Here is a 15411-nt window from a genome sequence, read left to right as displayed (position 1 = left end):
CACGCCATGACCGCAGAGCGCCAAACCACGCAGAACGAGACCACGCCGGCCGCCAATGAAGGCGATGTCGCTACGCCCGGGCAGTCAGGCGTGGCTGCGCTGGACCGGGCGTTCTCGATCCTGTTCGCGTTCCGCCCGGGCGATTACGCGCTCACGCTGGCCGAGCTGGCCGCGCGCACGGGGCTCTACAAGAGCACGATCCTGCGGCTTGCTGGCTCGCTCATCCAACACCGCATGCTGTACCGGCTGGAAGAAGGCCGCTACCAGATTGGTGCTGCACCGCTGATGCTCGGCGCGCTCTATCAGCGCAGCATGCGCTTGGGCGACGTCGTGCTGCCGCACATGCGTGCGCTGGCCGAGGCGACGGGCGAGGCGGTGTCGTTCTACATCCGCGAGCGCGACGTGCGTGTCTGCCTGCACCGCGTGGATTCGAGCCATGCGATCCGCGACCACGTGCGCGAGGGCGACGTGCTGCCGCTGGAGCGCGGTTCGGGCGGGCGCGTGCTGTGCGCGTTCTCGGGCATGCAGGGCCCTACGTATGACGCGATCCGGCGCGACCACTACTACGTATCGGTTGGCGAGCGCGACCGGGAAACGGTGGGCCTGTCGGTGCCGGTGTTCGGTGCCCAGCAAGCGCTGCGCGGGGCGTTGTGCCTGGCGGGCCCGGCTTCGCGCATCGACGGGGCGCTGCTGCAATCGTGGCGCGTGCCGGTGCTGGAGCACGCCGCGCAAATCACTTCCACGCTGGGTGGCGACCCTGCGCCGTTGCGCAACGCCGCTCAGCTCATCCAAAAAACCTAGGTTCCGCCAATACGCCCCAGACGGCGAGGGGCGGAGCCGTTGTAGCAGGAGTTGTTTCCATGGCTTTGCCTCTCGCGGGTTTGCGCGTGCTCGACTTGTCGAACGTGCTGGCCGGGCCGTTTTGCGCCTATCAGTTGGGCTTGCTCGGTGCGGAAGTCATCAAGGTCGAGGTGCCTGGCAATGGCGATCTCGCCCGCCGCCTGGGTGCCGACCCCGAACAAGCGCGCCGCAAGATGGGCGCCTCGTTCGTCGCCGTCAATGCGGGCAAGCAGTCCGTCACCGTCAACCTGAAGCACCCGGAAGGGCGGGCCATCCTGCTCAAGCTGGTGGCGCAGGCCGATGCGCTCATCGAGAACTACCGCCCCGGCGTGATGGACCGCCTGGAGCTCGGCTACGACGTGCTGCGCGAGGTCAACCCGCGCCTCGTCTACTGCGCCATCTCCGGCTTCGGCAAGGACGGTCCGCTGAGCGGAAGGCCCGCCTACGACCAGATCATCCAGGGCATTTCCGGCGTGATGAGCGTCACCGGCGACGATGAATCGGCTCCGTTGCGTGTCGGGTACCCGATCAGCGACACGGTGGGCGGCATCACGGCGGCGCTGGCCGTGACTGCGTGCTTGCTCGGCGCGCAACGCACCGGCGTGGGCCAGATGGTCGATGTGTCGATGCTGGAATCGACGCTCGCCACGATGGGCTGGGTGGTATCGAACTACCTGAATGCCGGCGTGAGCCCGCGCCCGATGGGCAACCAGAACTTCACCGCCGCCCCGTCGGGCACGTTCAAAACGGGCGACGGGCTGATCAACATTGCCGCCAACGAAGATAAGCAGTTTGCCGCGCTGTGCCGCGTGATCGGCCAGCCCAGCCTGGTCACTGACTCACGTTTCGCTGAACGCCAGGCGCGCAAGGAACATCGTCAGGCGCTGAACGATGTGCTGGAAGCTGCGCTGGCCGCGCGCCCGGCCGCTGAATGGGAACCGCTGCTGATCGATGCCGGTGTGCCGGCCGGCTTGGTGCTGGACGTGCCCGGCGTGCTTGCGCATGAGCAGGTGACGGGCCGCGGTTTTGTCACCTCGTTCCCTGAGGAAGGCCAGCACGTTACGCGCGCCGGTTTCCGCTTGTCAGGCGAAGACCCTTGCCCGCAGACACCTGCACCAGCGCTGTCCGCCCACACCGACGATTGGCTCGCCAAGCTTGGCTACCGCCCCGATCAAATCGAAGCCCTCCGCGCTGAAGGCGCTATCTGATATGACATCGACGCTTCCTCAAGACGCCGCCGGCCTCGCCGCCGACTACTGGCGCACCGACATCATCGACATCGAACCCGGCCGCATCCACGTGCGCGGCTACCCGATCCAGGAGTTGATCGGCAACATCGGTTTTGCCGAGATGATCTGGCTGATGCTACGCGGTGAGCTGCCGACCAAGCGCCAGGCCGCATTGCTGGAAGCAGCGCTGGTGGCGTCCGTCGATCATGGCCCGCACGCACCGTCCATCGCCATTGCCAAGATGGCAACGAGCTGCGGATTGCCGCTCAACGGCGCGATGGCGTCTGCGCTCAACGCGCTGGACGACGTGCACGGCGGGGCGGGGCAGCAGGCGGTCGAGTTGTTCCATGACATCGAGGCGCGCATGTTGGACGGTGCCTCATTGGAGGTGGCTACGGCGGCAGGCGTCGATGCCTTCATCGCCGCGCACGGCAAGTACCTGCCTGGCTTCGGGCACCGCTTTCACCCGATCGACCCGCGTGCAGGCCGATTGCTCGCATTGGTGGACGAGGCCGCGCAAGACAGCGTAGTTGGCGGTCGCTACGCCGCCATTGGCCGAGCCATCGAAGCACTGCTGTCTGCACGCAAGGGCAAGCCGATCCCGATGAACATCGACGGCGCCACCGCCGTCATTTATGCCGAACTCGGGTTTGCTGCACCGCTGGCGCGCGGTGTGTTCTGCCTGTCGCGCGCGGTGGGCATCCTGGCGCATGCGTGGGAGCAAAGCGGCCGCGGCGAGCGCAACAAAGGCCCGATGCCGCGCCAGTTGCCATACCGCTATACCGGCGCCGCCACGCGGCATCTGGCGGAAACTGAATCGGCCGTTGCGCCATGACTTACTTCAACTGGCCCACTATCGAAACCACCGTCTACGCGGAGATGCCCGCCGCGCTGCGCCGCCCAGTGCCGACCGAATGGTCACGCGCCAACAAGGGCGGGGCACCGGTCGATTGTTTTCTTGAAGGCCCGTGCTGGGATGCGGACAGCAATCTCTGGCTGGTCGATATTCCGCACGGCCGCATCCTGCGCGTCTCGCCGCAAGGGGAGTGGACCGTCGTTGCCGAATACGACGGCGAGCCCAACGGCCTCGCGCTGCGCAGCGACGGCACGCTCTTGATCGCTGATTACAAGAATGGCCTGCTGTCGCTTGACCCGGCGACAGGCGCAGTCAGCCCGTTTCTCACCCGCCGCAACAGCGAACGCTTCAAAGGCCCGAACGATCTGGTCGTCGCCCGCAACGGCGATGTCTATTTCACCGACCAAGGCCAGACCGGCCTGCACGACCCGACTGGCCGCGTGTACCGCCTACGCTCCGACGGCCGGCTCGATTGCCTGTTGTCAAGCGGCCCCAGCCCCAATGGCCTGGCACTCACGCCAGACGAATCGGCGCTCTTCGTTGCGATGACGCGCGACAACGCTGTCTGGCGCTTGCCACTCTTGGCCGACGGTAGCACGAGCAAGGTCGGCCGCTTTGCGCAGTTCTACGGCACCAGCGGCCCCGACGGCATGGCGATGGACGTGGCGGGCAATCTGTTTGTCGCGCACGCATCGCTGGGAGCGGTGTTCGTGCTCTCGCCGCATGGCGAGCCGCTCGCGCGCATCGCTTCGTGCCGGGGCCGGACCACCACCAACGTCGCACTGGCACCGGACGGGCAATCCGTCGTCATCACAGAGTCCGCCACGGGCACCGTGTTGCGCGCACGCTGCACGCTACCCAATCCCACCTGACCGAGGCCGCGGATGCCGTTGTCCTACAACGGCGTTCGGTCCTGCCGCTGTTTCCCTTCTAATTGAGCGCTGCCGTTGTCGATGGCGCTGCACTTTTTGCTGCGCCGCCGCAACCAAAGTGCGGCGATCGCTTCTTTTCTTCGCATTGTGCGTGTCTTGGCATCGATTTTTGTCACGATTAAAAAGACGCGTCTTTATTTGTGTGACAAAACGGTAGGAGCTGTCCTACAAAATTGCCTTCAGACTGTAGGATCACTCCTACAAATGGGTCCAAAAACCGGCCGGCACTGTCCTACACGACGTGTAGGACGGGGTAAGAAGTATCCTACAAGCTGTTAACCCGGCATCCGATGCTCAGAGTCGTAGAAGTGCGACGCTTCCACAATCGATTTCTGGCTTCTTTAGGCAATAAGATTGCTATCTTTTGCCAAAGCGTAGGGTAAATACGTGTCAAACGGCCGCTTTAGCGCAGGGTCCACCCAGGGCCGATGCGGCGGCAAACGCTTCATTGACAACGTTTCTTAATGGTTTTGTACGAAAATGGCTTACAAAAAGTCCGCCCGCCCCACCCCTCCGACGTAGGGGTCCCACCTTCTTTACTTACCCCGGTCGCCAAACCACAATGTGTTCAACAGAAAACAACTTCGCCATGTCTTTAGCGACGTGAGTAAGAAGGAGGCAGGAAGTGCCGGTAACGGCACCGAATGCCAGGAACATCCGATCTGTGGGGAATTGGTGAGGGTCCGGACGAGGGCGGCGCGAGATAACAGCGTCACCGGACACCACCATGTGAGATTGGATGCAGGTTGCACTTTTACTGCACACGACGACGGGACGTACATGGACACGCAAGACATTGTTTCCGAGATCAGCGAGCTGAATCTCACCTATTTGATGCTTGCCCAGCAAATGCTGGTCAAGGATCGCGATGCCGCACTGTTTCGCCTCGGCATCTCGGAAGAACTGGCAGACATCCTCCTGACGATGTCGCCCGCGCAGATCGTCAAGCTGGCCAGCACCAACATGCTGCTGTGCCGTTTCCGCTTCGACGATCACGCCATCCTGGGTCTGGTGACCCAGCCGCACCGTGACAAGGGCCTGCAGCAATCGCAAATGTCGATCCTGCTGGCACGTCAGGCGGTTGAGCAGATCAACTGAGCCAATTGCGGCGGATCTTCCGCCGGGTTCAGCGGGTATCGGATGGGTAGCAGAAGCGAAGCGGGAGCAGTGCCATGCGTCAGACCAGCGTCATGAATGAAGTGCAGCAGATCCACCTCGCAGCGGAATTGATTTCGCTCGGTGCGCGTCTGCAATTGCTGGAACAAGAAACCACGCTCAGCCGTGAGCGTCTGGTCAAGCTGTACAAGGAAATCCGCGGGGAATCGCCGCCCAAGGGCATGCTGCCTTTCTCGGCAGACTGGTTCCTGACGTGGTCGCCGAACATCCATTCGTCGATTTTCCTGAACATCTACCGTTTTCTGGGTGAGAACAGCCGCAGCACGGGTGTGCGTCGCCTGATCTCGGCCTACAAGCTGTACCAAGAACACATTCACGTCCACGAACAAGAAGAGGTGCTCTCGATCACCCGCGCGTGGATGATGCTGAAGTTCTTCGAGGGGAAGATGCTGCACACCGTGAAGTGCAAGCGCTGCACCGGCCATTTCGTGGCCCACGCAGACGACCTGCACCACGACTTTGTGTGCGGCGTATGCCAGCCGCCGTCACGCGCAGGCAAGAAAAAGCGCGTTGCTGGCCAGGTCGATGCGGTCGCAGAGAAGACGATCGACGCCTGAGCGGCGCTTGACGGGAACACGGGACGTACGGGAATTACGGGAACCGCCGCTCAGACCGGCACATCACAAAAACAAAGCAAGACAGAACACAGAGCAGGACAGCACAGGGGCTCAGACAGCACAAAAGGGGAAGGGGGTAGGCCGGTCGCGGGAAACCGCGGACCGGCATTTTTTTTTTGCCGCCGCGCGTAGAAGAAGGTCGAAAAACAGGGACGGAAAGCGATTTCCGTCCCTTTTTCTTTGGTTTCGCCTAGGTAGAACGCCTCTTCGGGCAGGGTGGCGCTCAAGCCGCCCGTTTTGTTGCCGTTTTTGGTGGAGAGGGGCGCGGTGGCGGGGAATTCCGGCCTGCCGCGCGGCAGCAAAACCGTTGCTCAAGCCTTCAGTTAACGGGGCGGATGCCGTTATTCCTCCTTGTATTGATCGCACGAGTTGATCGCGCGGTTGCCTGCATCGTCCCATCTAGGAGTTTGCCCCGTGCTAGTCGCCATCGGTTACATCGTGATTCTCGCCTCGGTGTTCGGCGGCTACATGCTGGCCGGTGGCCACCTGGGGCCGCTGTTCCAGCCGACCGAACTGCTGATCATCTTCGGTGCCGGCATTGGCGCCTTCGTGGTCGGCAACGACAAGAAGGCCATCAACGCCACGGTCAAGGCGCTCCCGGGCCTGTTCAAGGGCTCGAAGTACACCAAGGCCCTCTATATGGAAGTGATGGCGCTGCTGTATGTGGTGCTGTCCAAGATCCGCCGCGAAGGGATGATGTCGATTGAAGCCGACATCGAATCCCCGCACGAAAGCGCGCTGTTCGCCAACTACCCCGCCATCCAGGCCGATCACCACGCGCTGGATTTCATCTGCGACTACCTGCGCCTGATGGTCGGCGGCAACCTGAATCCGTTTCAGATCGAAGCGCTGATGGATCAGGAAATCGACACCCACCACCACGAAGCCGAACAACCGGCCCGCATCATCACCAAGGTGGGCGACGCCATGCCGGCCTTCGGCATCGTGGCCGCCGTGATGGGCGTGGTGCACACCATGGGCTCGGTCGGCCTGCCGCCGGCAGAGCTGGGCAAGCTGATCGCGTCCGCGCTGGTCGGTACGTTCCTCGGCATTTTGCTGGCGTACGGCTTCATCGGGCCGCTGGGTTCGCTGCTGGAGCAGCGCGCCGAAGAATCGACCAAGTTGTTCCAGTGCATCAAGGTGACGCTGCTGGCCAGCATGAACGGCTACGCCCCGGCGATTGCCGTGGAGTTTGGCCGCAAGGTGCTGTTCTCGACCGAGCGTCCGTCCTTCGCCGAGCTGGAAGACCACGTGCGCGGCGCCAAGACAGCGTAGCGCTGACCCCCCCTATGACACAGAGCGTGGCCAACGAGCCACGCCATTAACGACGCAGCACACACCGACGGGAACGGACCATGAGCAAGTCCAGCACGCCGACCTTCATTGTGATTCGGCGCAACAAGAAAGGCGGACACGGCCACCACGGTGGCGCGTGGAAGATCGCCTACGCCGACTTCGTGACGGCCATGATGGCGTTCTTCCTGCTGATGTGGCTGCTCAGCTCGGTCACCAAGGCTGAGCTGTCGTCGGTGGAAACGTATTTCCGCACGCCGCTGAAGGTGGCGCTGTTTGGTGGCGCCGGTTCTGGCGACCAGTCGAGCATCCTGCAGGGCAGCCCGTCCGTTAAGCAGAGCATGCCGCAGCCGAACCCGAGCCCCAGCCCCACGGTGCAGCGCCAGCGCAATATCCGCGATGAATCGGATGACGCAGCGCTGAACAAGCTTAAGCAGAAGATTGCCGAGATGGTCGAGACGAACCCGGTGATGAGCCAGTTCAAGCACCAGTTGCTGATCGACATGACCACCGAGGGCCTGCGCATCCAGATCGTGGATCAGCAGAACCGGCCGATGTTCGGCAACGCCAGTGCCGAGGTGCAACCGTATATGCGCACCATCCTGCGCGAGCTGGGCGCGGCGCTGAACGACGTGCCCAACCCGATCAGCCTGTCGGGCCACACCGATGCCACGCAGTACGCCACGCAGCACGGCTACAGCAACTGGGAGCTTTCGGCGGACCGCGCCAACGCTTCGCGCCGCGAGCTGATTGCCGGCGGCATGAAGCCCGAGAAGGTCAGCCGTGTGGTGGGCCTGGAAGCCTCGGTGCCGCTGGACAAGACGAATGTGTACAACCCGATCAACCGCCGTATCAGCATCGTCGTGCTCAACGCACGCGCCGCTGAAGCCGTGCGCTCGGGTGGGGTCGAGCCGGTGGCCGATCTACGCAATGACGGTAAGGACACGCTGACCGACGCCGCCGTCCGTGCCACTGCGCCTGTTGCAGGTGCCGCCGATGCCGCTGCGCCGGCCAAGCCATAAGCGCCGAGGGGAGAAACAGCCAATGAGCGAAAAACACATCCTGGTGGTGGACGATTCCACTTCCATCCGCCGCATGATCGCCGCATGCCTGCGCGAATGCGGCTTTGCCGTGACGGAAGCCGCCGACGGCACCGCCGCGCTGGAAGTGGTGCGTGACCCCAACGGCGGCAGCCACGATCTGGTGATCACCGATCAGGTGATGCCGTCGATGGATGGCCTGACCCTCATTCGCGCGCTGCGCGCGCTGCCGGCCTATGCCGACACGCCGATTTTGATGTTGACCACCGAAGCCGACGGCACCATCCGCGACCAGGCGCGCGCTGCCGGGGCCACGGGTTTCCTGCCCAAGCCGTTCGACCCGGAAGGCCTGACGGATTCGGTGATGCAGTTGTTCGAATGGCATGCGCAGACCCACGGGTCTGCGTCCACGCATTAAACGACCCGAGACAAACGACATGAACCTCGATCTCAGCCAGTTTTTCGGCGCCTTCTTTGAGGAAGCGGAAGAGCTGCTCGTTGACATGGAGCGGCTGCTGCTCAATCTCGATGTCGCCAACCCTTCTTCTGATGATCTGAACGCCATCTTCCGTTGCGCGCACTCCATCAAGGGCGGTGCCGCAACCTTCGGCTTCACGCACATGACGGAACTCACGCATGTGGCGGAATCGATTCTGGACCGCGCCCGCACCGGTACGCTGCAGTTGCGCGAGAACATGGTGGATGCCTTCTTGGAAACGAAAGACGTGTTGAAAAGCCAACTTGATGCCTATCGGCAAGAGCACCCGATTGATACGGCTACGCTCGAATACATGGTGGCCAAGCTCAACAGCCTTGCTGCCGAGGATGGTGGCGCCGCACAGCCTGCGCCTGCTGCACCTGCAGCGCCCGCTGTTGCTGCGGCTGCTGCTGCGGCCCCGGTGGCCGCGCCCGAACCCGAACCGGTGGTTGTTGAGGCGCCAGCGCCCGAGCCGATCGGCGCCATCGAGGGTGGCCTGGACATCAAGCTCATCAACGTCTCGAACGAAGACTGCGAGCTGATCGTCACCGAGCTCAAGCATCTGGGTACCGTGCTGCGTCACGTGCGCTCCGGCCGCAACAGCGACATCGTGCTGCAGAGCACCTGCACGGCTGACGACATCATCGCGGTGAGCTGCTTCATCATCGATGCAGACCAGATCGTCATCGCGCCGCATACGGGCGAGTCGGCTGCCGCCGCCCCCGTGGTGGAAGCTGCTGCAACGGCTGCCGAGACCGCTGCTGTGACGGCACCCGCGCCGGCTGCCGCGCAGACCGAAGCCCATGCACCGGCCGCCAACGAGGCACCGCGTGCTGCGGCCGCCGCCGCCCCGCCGCGCCCGGCCGCTTCCGACAAGCCGGCCGTGGCCGCAGAAACGACCATCCGCGTGGGCGTGGAAAAGGTCGATCAGCTCATCAACCTGGTGGGCGAGCTGGTGATTACGCAAGCGATGCTGGCGCAGACCGCATCGGCGTTCGACCCGGTGTTGAACGAGCGCCTGTTCTCTGGCCTGTCGCAACTCACGCGCAACGCGCGTGACCTGCAAGAGGCCGCCATGTCCATCCGCATGATGCCGATGGACTACGTGTTCAATCGCTTCCCGCGCCTGGTGCGCGACCTGGCCGCCAAGCTGGGCAAGCAGGTCGAGCTGTCGACGTTCGGCAAATCGACCGAGCTGGACAAGGGCCTGATCGAACGCATCATCGACCCGCTCACCCACTTGGTGCGCAACAGCCTGGACCACGGTATCGAACTGCCCGAAGCCCGCGTGGCTGCCGGCAAGGACGCGGTCGGCCAACTGCTGCTGTCTGCTGCCCACCAGGGCGGCAATATCGTCATCGAAGTGAGCGACGATGGCCAGGGCCTGAACCGCGACAAGATTCTCAAGAAGGCGCGCGAGCGTGGCCTGCCTGTGTCGGACAACATGACCGACGACGAGATCAACCAGCTCATCTTCGCGCCGGGCTTCTCCACGGCCGATCAGGTGACGGATGTGTCCGGCCGCGGGGTGGGCATGGACGTGGTCAAGCAGAACATCCAGTCGATGGGCGGCTACGTCGAGATCCAATCGCAGAAGGGCAAGGGCACGACCATGCGCATCGTGTTGCCGCTCACGCTGGCGATTCTCGATGGCATGTCGGTCAAGACCGGCGAAGAAGTGTTCATCCTGCCGCTGTCGTGCGTGGCCGAATCGCTGCAACCGCGTCCGGAAGACATCAAGGCTGTGCCGGGTGGCGGCCGACTGCTCAAGGTGCGCAACGAATACCTGACGCTGGTGCCCATGTACGAGCGCTTCCGCATCACGCCGTCGCTGCCCGATCCGTCGGAAGGCATCGTCGTGATCCTGGATTCGGAAGGCAAGAAGATCGCGCTGCAGGTCGACGAACTGGTCGGCCAGCAGCAGGTGGTGGTCAAGAACCTGGAGACCAACTACCGCCGGGTGCCGGGCATTTCGGGCGCGACCATCCTGGGCGATGGCAGCGTGGCGCTGATCGTTGACGTGTCGGCGCTGATGCGCGAGACCCGCGCTGGCCATTCAGAAAACGCGCTGCGTGCCGTTAGTGCCGAGAAGCAGGACATGGGCGAAGCGCACGGTGGTCGATTCTCGACCCAAGCCATGGCTGCAGCATAAGCGGCCACGCGAACCGCCCAACAACGCATTCAATCTAGTGGCCCGACGCGGGCCGAGGGGAGCCGCAATGGAAGTCAAGGAACGTTCGATCGGTGAGGAAACCGGCGGGGAGGAGTACCTGGCCTTCACCCTGGGGCAGGAAGAGTACGGCATCGACATCCTGAAGGTGCAGGAGATCCGCGGCTACGAAACCGTTACCCGCATTGCCAATGCACCCGACTTCATCAAGGGCGTGATCAACCTGCGCGGCATCATCGTACCGATCGTCGACTTGCGCATCAAGTTCCAGCTCGACCGCGTGGAGTACAACCAGTACACCGTCGTGATCATCCTGAACCTGATGGACCGCGTGGTCGGCATCGTGGTGGATGGCGTGTCGGACGTGCTGACGCTGCAAAGCCAGCAGATCAAGCCGGCGCCGGAGTTTTCGGGCGCGCTGGATACGGAATACATCCGTGGCCTGGGCTCGATCGATGAACGCATGCTGATCCTGGTGGACATCGAGCGCTTGCTGCTGTCGGCCGATATGGCGTTGTGCGACGAGGCCGAGGCGGCCTGATCGTAGGGGAAGTAGGGAAACCGGCCGGGGCACGGTGTGCGTGCCCACGGTCAATGTGTCCGGGCTGACATGCCCGGCTGGCGACGAGACACCGTCAGAAGGGGTGCGGCGCCGCATGGGGAGGGAAGCATGTTCAGCAGGATGACCATCCGGCTCCGACTGGGGCTGATGATGGCGGGCGTGGGTGCGCTCGCCGTGATCGTGGGCGTGACGGGCCTGATTGGCATGCGGCACGCCAACACACGTGTGCAGGACACGTATGCCGTGCAAATGGCCGGCACCGTGGCATTGGCTGAATCCGATTCCAACCTGCTGAGTTTCCGTATCGTGCTCGACCGTGCAGCCATGGCGCCGAATGCGCCGGGCATGGACAAGACGATCGAGCGCGCCAAGATGTTCCTCGACAAGTCCGACGCCGCCTGGAAGCGCTACCGCGCGTTGCCCACCACGGCGGAGGAGCGCAAGCTTGCCGAAGAGGCCGATGCGATGCGCAGTGCCTTTTTGCGTGACGGCGCACAGGTGCTGATGCAGGCCGTGCAGGCGCATGACGAGGCCCGCATCAACAAGATGGTCATGGACGTCATGCCTGCGCTGTATCGCCCGCTGGGTGACAAGGTGACGGCGCTGAACCGCTTGCAGCTGGACGCGGCCAAAGACAGCTACGAGGCCGGCCAGCACGAACACACCGCGCTGAGCACGCTCACCTGCGGTTTGCTGGTGGGCGGGATCGTGGTGGGCGGCCTGCTGACGTGGGCGCTGCGCCGCTCCATCACCGTGCCGCTGATGCAAGCCATCGAACAAGCCGAGCACATTACGCAAGGCGATCTCACGCACACCATCCGCGTGGACCGCACCGATGAAACCGGCCGCATGCTGGCAGCGCTGCAACGCATGCAGGAGAGCCTGCTGAAGATGGTCGGGCAGGTACGTGCAGGCTCCGATTCGATTGCCAGTGCCACGCAGCAGATTGCGACAGGGAATGCAGACCTGTCGCAGCGCACCGAACAACAAGCCTCGTCGCTGGAGCAGACGGCGTCGAGCATGGAACAGCTCACCAGCATCGTGCGCCAGAACGCCGACAACGCGCGTCAGGCCAGTACGCTCGCGGGCAATGCCTCGGACATCGCCGTCAAGGGCGGCGAAGTGGTGGGCCGCGTGGTGGACACCATGGCGGGCATCAACACCAGCAGCAAGAAGATCGCCGACATCATCGGCGTGATTGAAGGCATCGCCTTTCAGACCAACATCCTCGCGTTGAATGCTGCGGTGGAAGCCGCACGCGCAGGCGAACAGGGCCGCGGCTTTGCGGTGGTGGCCGGTGAAGTGCGTAGCCTGGCGCAGCGCAGCGCCACGGCGGCCAAAGAGATTAAAGAGCTCATTAGCGATTCGGTGGGCCGGGTGGAAAACGGCTCCACGCTGGTGGCCGAAGCTGGTCACGTGATCGACGAGGTCGTGGTTGCCGTCAAACGCGTGACGGACATCATGGGCGAGATCAGTTCGGCGTCTGAGGAGCAGAGCGCCGGTATCGAGCTGGTCAACCAGGCGGTGAACCAGATGGACGAAGGCACGCAGCAGAATGCCGCGCTGGTGGAGCAGGCCGCTGCCGCTGCAATGTCGTTGCAGGAACAAGCGACAGGGCTGCGCCAAGCGGTGGCTGTATTCCGCACACAGGGTGCGGCCGAGCCGTTGGCCGTCGCGCCGCGCGTGGTGGCCGCAGCGTCAGCCAAGCCCGCGCTGAAAGCCAAAGCTGAAACCAGGGCAAAGATCAAAATCGAACGCCGCGCTGCCAAGCCGAAGGCCATTGCGGCTGTCACAACCCAAACGGAAACCGCTGCCGCGCCTGCTGCACCGGTTGTCGCAACAGAACAACCACGTGGGCGTACCGCGGCCGCTGCCGTACCGAAAGCAGCCGCGTCAGCGCCCAAGTTGCAAACACCCAAGCTCGTTGCCGCAGGCGGTGACGATGGCGACTGGGAGACCTTTTAACCATGTATGCACGGGATCTTCGCTGCTCGCGAAAGCTCTCTCGTGTGTGTTTGTGGTGTGCAGCCTGCCCCTCGGGGCAGGTTTTTTTTTGCCTGGGCGGGGACAGGTCCTGCATGCACCAAAGAAGGGGTGACCCCCCTCTGAAGTGGCATACGCCCTAGGCGGTTCTAAAGAGCCGTCCCCATGAACCGATAGCGGTTAGGGGCATATAAGAAAGAGAGGTAGACAGATGATGGGTTGGATCAAGCGGTTACCGGTGTCGACGGTGCTGACTGGCGGTTTCCTGATCGTGGCCGCTGTGGGCGCGGCTATCGGCGGGTTGGGTGTGTACACCATCACGCAGTTGACCAAGGCCGGCGAGGAGCTCGCGCAAAAGCAGATGCGCGCCATCACGCAGATGGGCAGCGCGGCCAATAGCCTGGCGCATGCCAGCCGGGCGCAGACGGCTCTGCTGATTGCCACCACGCTGTCTGAGCGCAAAGCGCTCAGCGGGCAGATCAACGACAGCATGCAGCGCCTGAAGGATGGCGTGGAGAACGTGCGCCCGCAGTTCGCATCGGATGAAGGCAAGAAGATGATCCGCGAGGTGGACGCCGTCTACCCCGTCTGGAGCAAGCGCATGAACGACTTCGTTGCGCTGATGGACAAGCAGGGCCTGGACCCGACCCAATTCGACAGCCGCGTCACAGCCGAGAACGTCGGCCTGCTGGACGACACCGCTGCCTTTGAAAAGACGCTCGACAAGATGGTCAAACGGGTGGAGGAGGTCTCCGCTGCGTCCACTGCCCGTGCCCGCGATGATGCGCAGCGCTCGCGCCTGGTAATGATCGTCATGGCGTGCGTGGGGGCGTTGCTCGGCATCGTGCTGGGCATCGTCATCGCGCGGCGGTTGTCACGCCAATTGGGCGGCGAGCCTGCGTATGCGGCCGAGGTGGCGCGCCGCATTGCTGCCGGGGACCTGGCCGTACAGGTGCGCACGCGCCCGGGCGATCACGACAGCATGCTGTTCGCCATGGCGCAGATGCAGCAACAACTGACCGGCACCATCAGCAACATCAAGAGCTCGGCCGATTCCATTGCCAGCGCCACCAAGCAGATCGCGGCCGGCAATGCGGACTTGTCGCAGCGCACGGAAGAGCAGGCCAGCTCGCTGGAGGAAACCGCTTCCAGCATGGAAGAGCTGACCAGCATCGTGAAGCAGAACGCCGACAACGCACGCCAGGCCAGCCAGCTTGCCGGCAGCGCGTCGGACATTGCCGTCAAGGGCGGGCAAGTGGTGGGCCGCGTGGTGGAAACCATGGCCGGCATCAACGCCAGCAGCAAGAAGATTGCCGACATCATCGGCGTGATTGAAGGGATTGCCTTCCAGACCAACATCCTCGCCCTGAACGCGGCGGTGGAAGCCGCACGCGCAGGCGAGCAAGGCCGTGGCTTTGCCGTGGTGGCGGGGGAGGTGCGCAGCCTGGCGCAGCGCAGTGCCACGGCAGCCAAGGAGATCAAGGAGCTGATTGGCGATTCCGTGGGCCGCGTGCGCAATGGGTCTGCGTTGGTGGCGGAAGCGGGCGAGGTGATCGGCGAGGTGGTGACCGCCGTCAAGCGCGTGACCGACATCATGGGCGAGATCTCCGCCGCGTCGGACGAGCAGAGCTCCGGCATCGAGCAGGTCAACCAGGCTGTAAACCAGATGGACGAGGTGACGCAGCAGAACGCCGCATTGGTGGAGCAGGCCGCTGCCGCAGCGCTCTCGCTGGAGGAACAAGCCCAGCTGCTGCGCAATGCCGTGGCGGCTTTCCGTACGGATGAACACGCCGAGCACATGCACCATGCCACGCCCGTGGTGGCCCATGTGCAGCAGGCCCCGGTAGCACCGGCTGCCCCCGCTGTGCGCAGTGAAGTCCGGCCGGCGAAGGCCACCGAAGTCGTGCCTTCCATTGCGCGCGCCATTGCCGCACGCAAGTCGGCAAAGGCTGCCCCGGTGGCGCCCGTCGCCGCGGACGACACCCCGGCGATTGCCCCCGAGCACGTCGAGTCCCACGAGCACGTCGAAAAAGCGCGCGACGAAGCACATCCATCTGCCGCGCCGGTTGCTGCGGTGGCCGTTTCAGCGGCTGTTTCGGTGGCTGCGGCGGCGCCAGCCCTCAAGCTGGCAGGGTCTTCTGCCGATGATGAGGATTGGAGCACCTTCTGACGCCAGCCTCGCCAACATCCAACTTGGCGCGGCGCTGAGGTTGTGGTGCCCGCCAACGATTGAAA

Annotated in this window: 14 protein-coding genes; 13 read left to right on the top strand and 1 reads right to left on the bottom strand. The window is 63.7% G+C overall.

The annotated features are described in order from the left end of the window. Positions 1-6 precede the first annotated feature (6 nt). The 6 genes from ACS7SF_RS20640 to flhC all read left to right on the top strand — a co-directional run bounded on the left by ACS7SF_RS20640 (position 7) and on the right by flhC (position 5590). The gene (locus ACS7SF_RS20640; RefSeq protein ID WP_439894443.1) at positions 7-801 is read left to right on the top strand and encodes an IclR family transcriptional regulator; all 795 of its coding nucleotides are present in this window, start codon (positions 7-9) and stop codon (positions 799-801) included. 59 nt (positions 802-860) lie between these two features. Then, positions 861-2048, top strand: coding sequence for a CaiB/BaiF CoA transferase family protein (locus ACS7SF_RS20635; RefSeq protein WP_439893990.1), 1188 nt, complete (start codon positions 861-863; stop codon positions 2046-2048). 1 nt (position 2049) lies between these two features. Beyond that, positions 2050-2904: a citryl-CoA lyase gene (locus ACS7SF_RS20630; protein ID WP_439893989.1), complete on the top strand. Its 855-nt coding sequence runs from the start codon at positions 2050-2052 to the stop codon at positions 2902-2904. After that, positions 2901-3797, top strand: a complete 897-nt coding sequence (locus ACS7SF_RS20625) for an SMP-30/gluconolactonase/LRE family protein (protein WP_439893988.1) — start codon at positions 2901-2903, stop codon at positions 3795-3797. The genes ACS7SF_RS20630 and ACS7SF_RS20625 overlap by 4 nt, the downstream gene beginning before the upstream one ends. Before the next feature lie 840 nt (positions 3798-4637). Then, positions 4638-4955, top strand: a complete 318-nt coding sequence (gene flhD / locus ACS7SF_RS20620; protein WP_089190899.1) for a flagellar transcriptional regulator FlhD — start codon at positions 4638-4640, stop codon at positions 4953-4955. 74 nt (positions 4956-5029) lie between these two features. Next, entirely contained in the window at positions 5030-5590 is a 561-nt protein-coding gene (gene flhC, locus ACS7SF_RS20615; RefSeq protein WP_426399805.1) for a flagellar transcriptional regulator FlhC, read from the top strand. A 50-nt stretch (positions 5591-5640) separates the two neighbouring features. Here flhC and ACS7SF_RS20610 read toward each other — a convergent pair whose 3' ends face one another. Further along, entirely contained in the window at positions 5641-5952 is a 312-nt protein-coding gene (locus ACS7SF_RS20610; RefSeq protein ID WP_439893987.1) for a hypothetical protein, read from the bottom strand. 112 nt (positions 5953-6064) lie between these two features. Here ACS7SF_RS20610 and motA point away from each other — a divergent pair, with 112 nt between their 5' ends. The 7 genes from motA (at position 6065) to ACS7SF_RS20575 (ending at position 15346) form a co-directional block, all read left to right on the top strand. After that, positions 6065-6925: a flagellar motor stator protein MotA gene (gene motA, locus ACS7SF_RS20605; protein WP_021192846.1), complete on the top strand. Its 861-nt coding sequence runs from the start codon at positions 6065-6067 to the stop codon at positions 6923-6925. Positions 6926-7005: 80 nt separating this feature from the next. Then, positions 7006-7965 (top strand): flagellar motor protein MotB, encoded by a 960-nt coding sequence (gene motB / locus ACS7SF_RS20600; protein WP_439893986.1) that lies wholly within the window; start codon positions 7006-7008, stop codon positions 7963-7965. 22 nt (positions 7966-7987) lie between these two features. Then, entirely contained in the window at positions 7988-8401 is a 414-nt protein-coding gene (locus tag ACS7SF_RS20595; protein WP_439893985.1) for a response regulator, read from the top strand. A gap of 19 nt (positions 8402-8420) precedes the next feature. After that, the gene (gene cheA / locus ACS7SF_RS20590; RefSeq protein WP_439893984.1) at positions 8421-10613 is read left to right on the top strand and encodes a chemotaxis protein CheA; all 2193 of its coding nucleotides are present in this window, start codon (positions 8421-8423) and stop codon (positions 10611-10613) included. 67 nt (positions 10614-10680) lie between these two features. Then, positions 10681-11172 (top strand): chemotaxis protein CheW, encoded by a 492-nt coding sequence (locus ACS7SF_RS20585; protein ID WP_426399809.1) that lies wholly within the window; start codon positions 10681-10683, stop codon positions 11170-11172. Positions 11173-11301: 129 nt separating this feature from the next. Continuing rightward, positions 11302-13158 (top strand): methyl-accepting chemotaxis protein, encoded by a 1857-nt coding sequence (locus ACS7SF_RS20580; RefSeq protein WP_439893983.1) that lies wholly within the window; start codon positions 11302-11304, stop codon positions 13156-13158. 232 nt (positions 13159-13390) lie between these two features. Next, positions 13391-15346 carry a methyl-accepting chemotaxis protein gene (locus tag ACS7SF_RS20575; RefSeq protein ID WP_439894442.1) on the top strand — a complete coding sequence of 652 codons (1956 nt, stop codon included), beginning with the start codon at positions 13391-13393 and terminating at the stop codon, positions 15344-15346. The last annotated feature ends 65 nt before the right edge of the window (positions 15347-15411 follow it).

It is taken from the genome of Ralstonia sp. 25C, assembly GCF_051904805.1.
In the GTDB taxonomy this organism is placed as follows: Bacteria; Pseudomonadota; Gammaproteobacteria; order Burkholderiales; family Burkholderiaceae; genus Ralstonia.
Note: the sequence above shows the minus strand (reverse complement) of the source record. Positions and strands in the feature narration are given on the sequence as shown.

Coding starts and splice junctions, on each gene's coding strand:
- ACS7SF_RS20640 (WP_439894443.1), top strand. CDS start 7: ATGACCGCAGAGCGCCAAACCACGCAGAACGAGACCACGCCGGCCGCC.
- ACS7SF_RS20635 (WP_439893990.1), top strand. CDS start 861: ATGGCTTTGCCTCTCGCGGGTTTGCGCGTGCTCGACTTGTCGAACGTG.
- ACS7SF_RS20630 (WP_439893989.1), top strand. CDS start 2,050: ATGACATCGACGCTTCCTCAAGACGCCGCCGGCCTCGCCGCCGACTAC.
- ACS7SF_RS20625 (WP_439893988.1), top strand. CDS start 2,901: ATGACTTACTTCAACTGGCCCACTATCGAAACCACCGTCTACGCGGAG.
- flhD (WP_089190899.1), top strand. CDS start 4,638: ATGGACACGCAAGACATTGTTTCCGAGATCAGCGAGCTGAATCTCACC.
- flhC (WP_426399805.1), top strand. CDS start 5,030: ATGCGTCAGACCAGCGTCATGAATGAAGTGCAGCAGATCCACCTCGCA.
- motB (WP_439893986.1), top strand. CDS start 7,006: ATGAGCAAGTCCAGCACGCCGACCTTCATTGTGATTCGGCGCAACAAG.
- ACS7SF_RS20595 (WP_439893985.1), top strand. CDS start 7,988: ATGAGCGAAAAACACATCCTGGTGGTGGACGATTCCACTTCCATCCGC.
- cheA (WP_439893984.1), top strand. CDS start 8,421: ATGAACCTCGATCTCAGCCAGTTTTTCGGCGCCTTCTTTGAGGAAGCG.
- ACS7SF_RS20585 (WP_426399809.1), top strand. CDS start 10,681: ATGGAAGTCAAGGAACGTTCGATCGGTGAGGAAACCGGCGGGGAGGAG.
- ACS7SF_RS20580 (WP_439893983.1), top strand. CDS start 11,302: ATGTTCAGCAGGATGACCATCCGGCTCCGACTGGGGCTGATGATGGCG.
- ACS7SF_RS20575 (WP_439894442.1), top strand. CDS start 13,391: ATGGGTTGGATCAAGCGGTTACCGGTGTCGACGGTGCTGACTGGCGGT.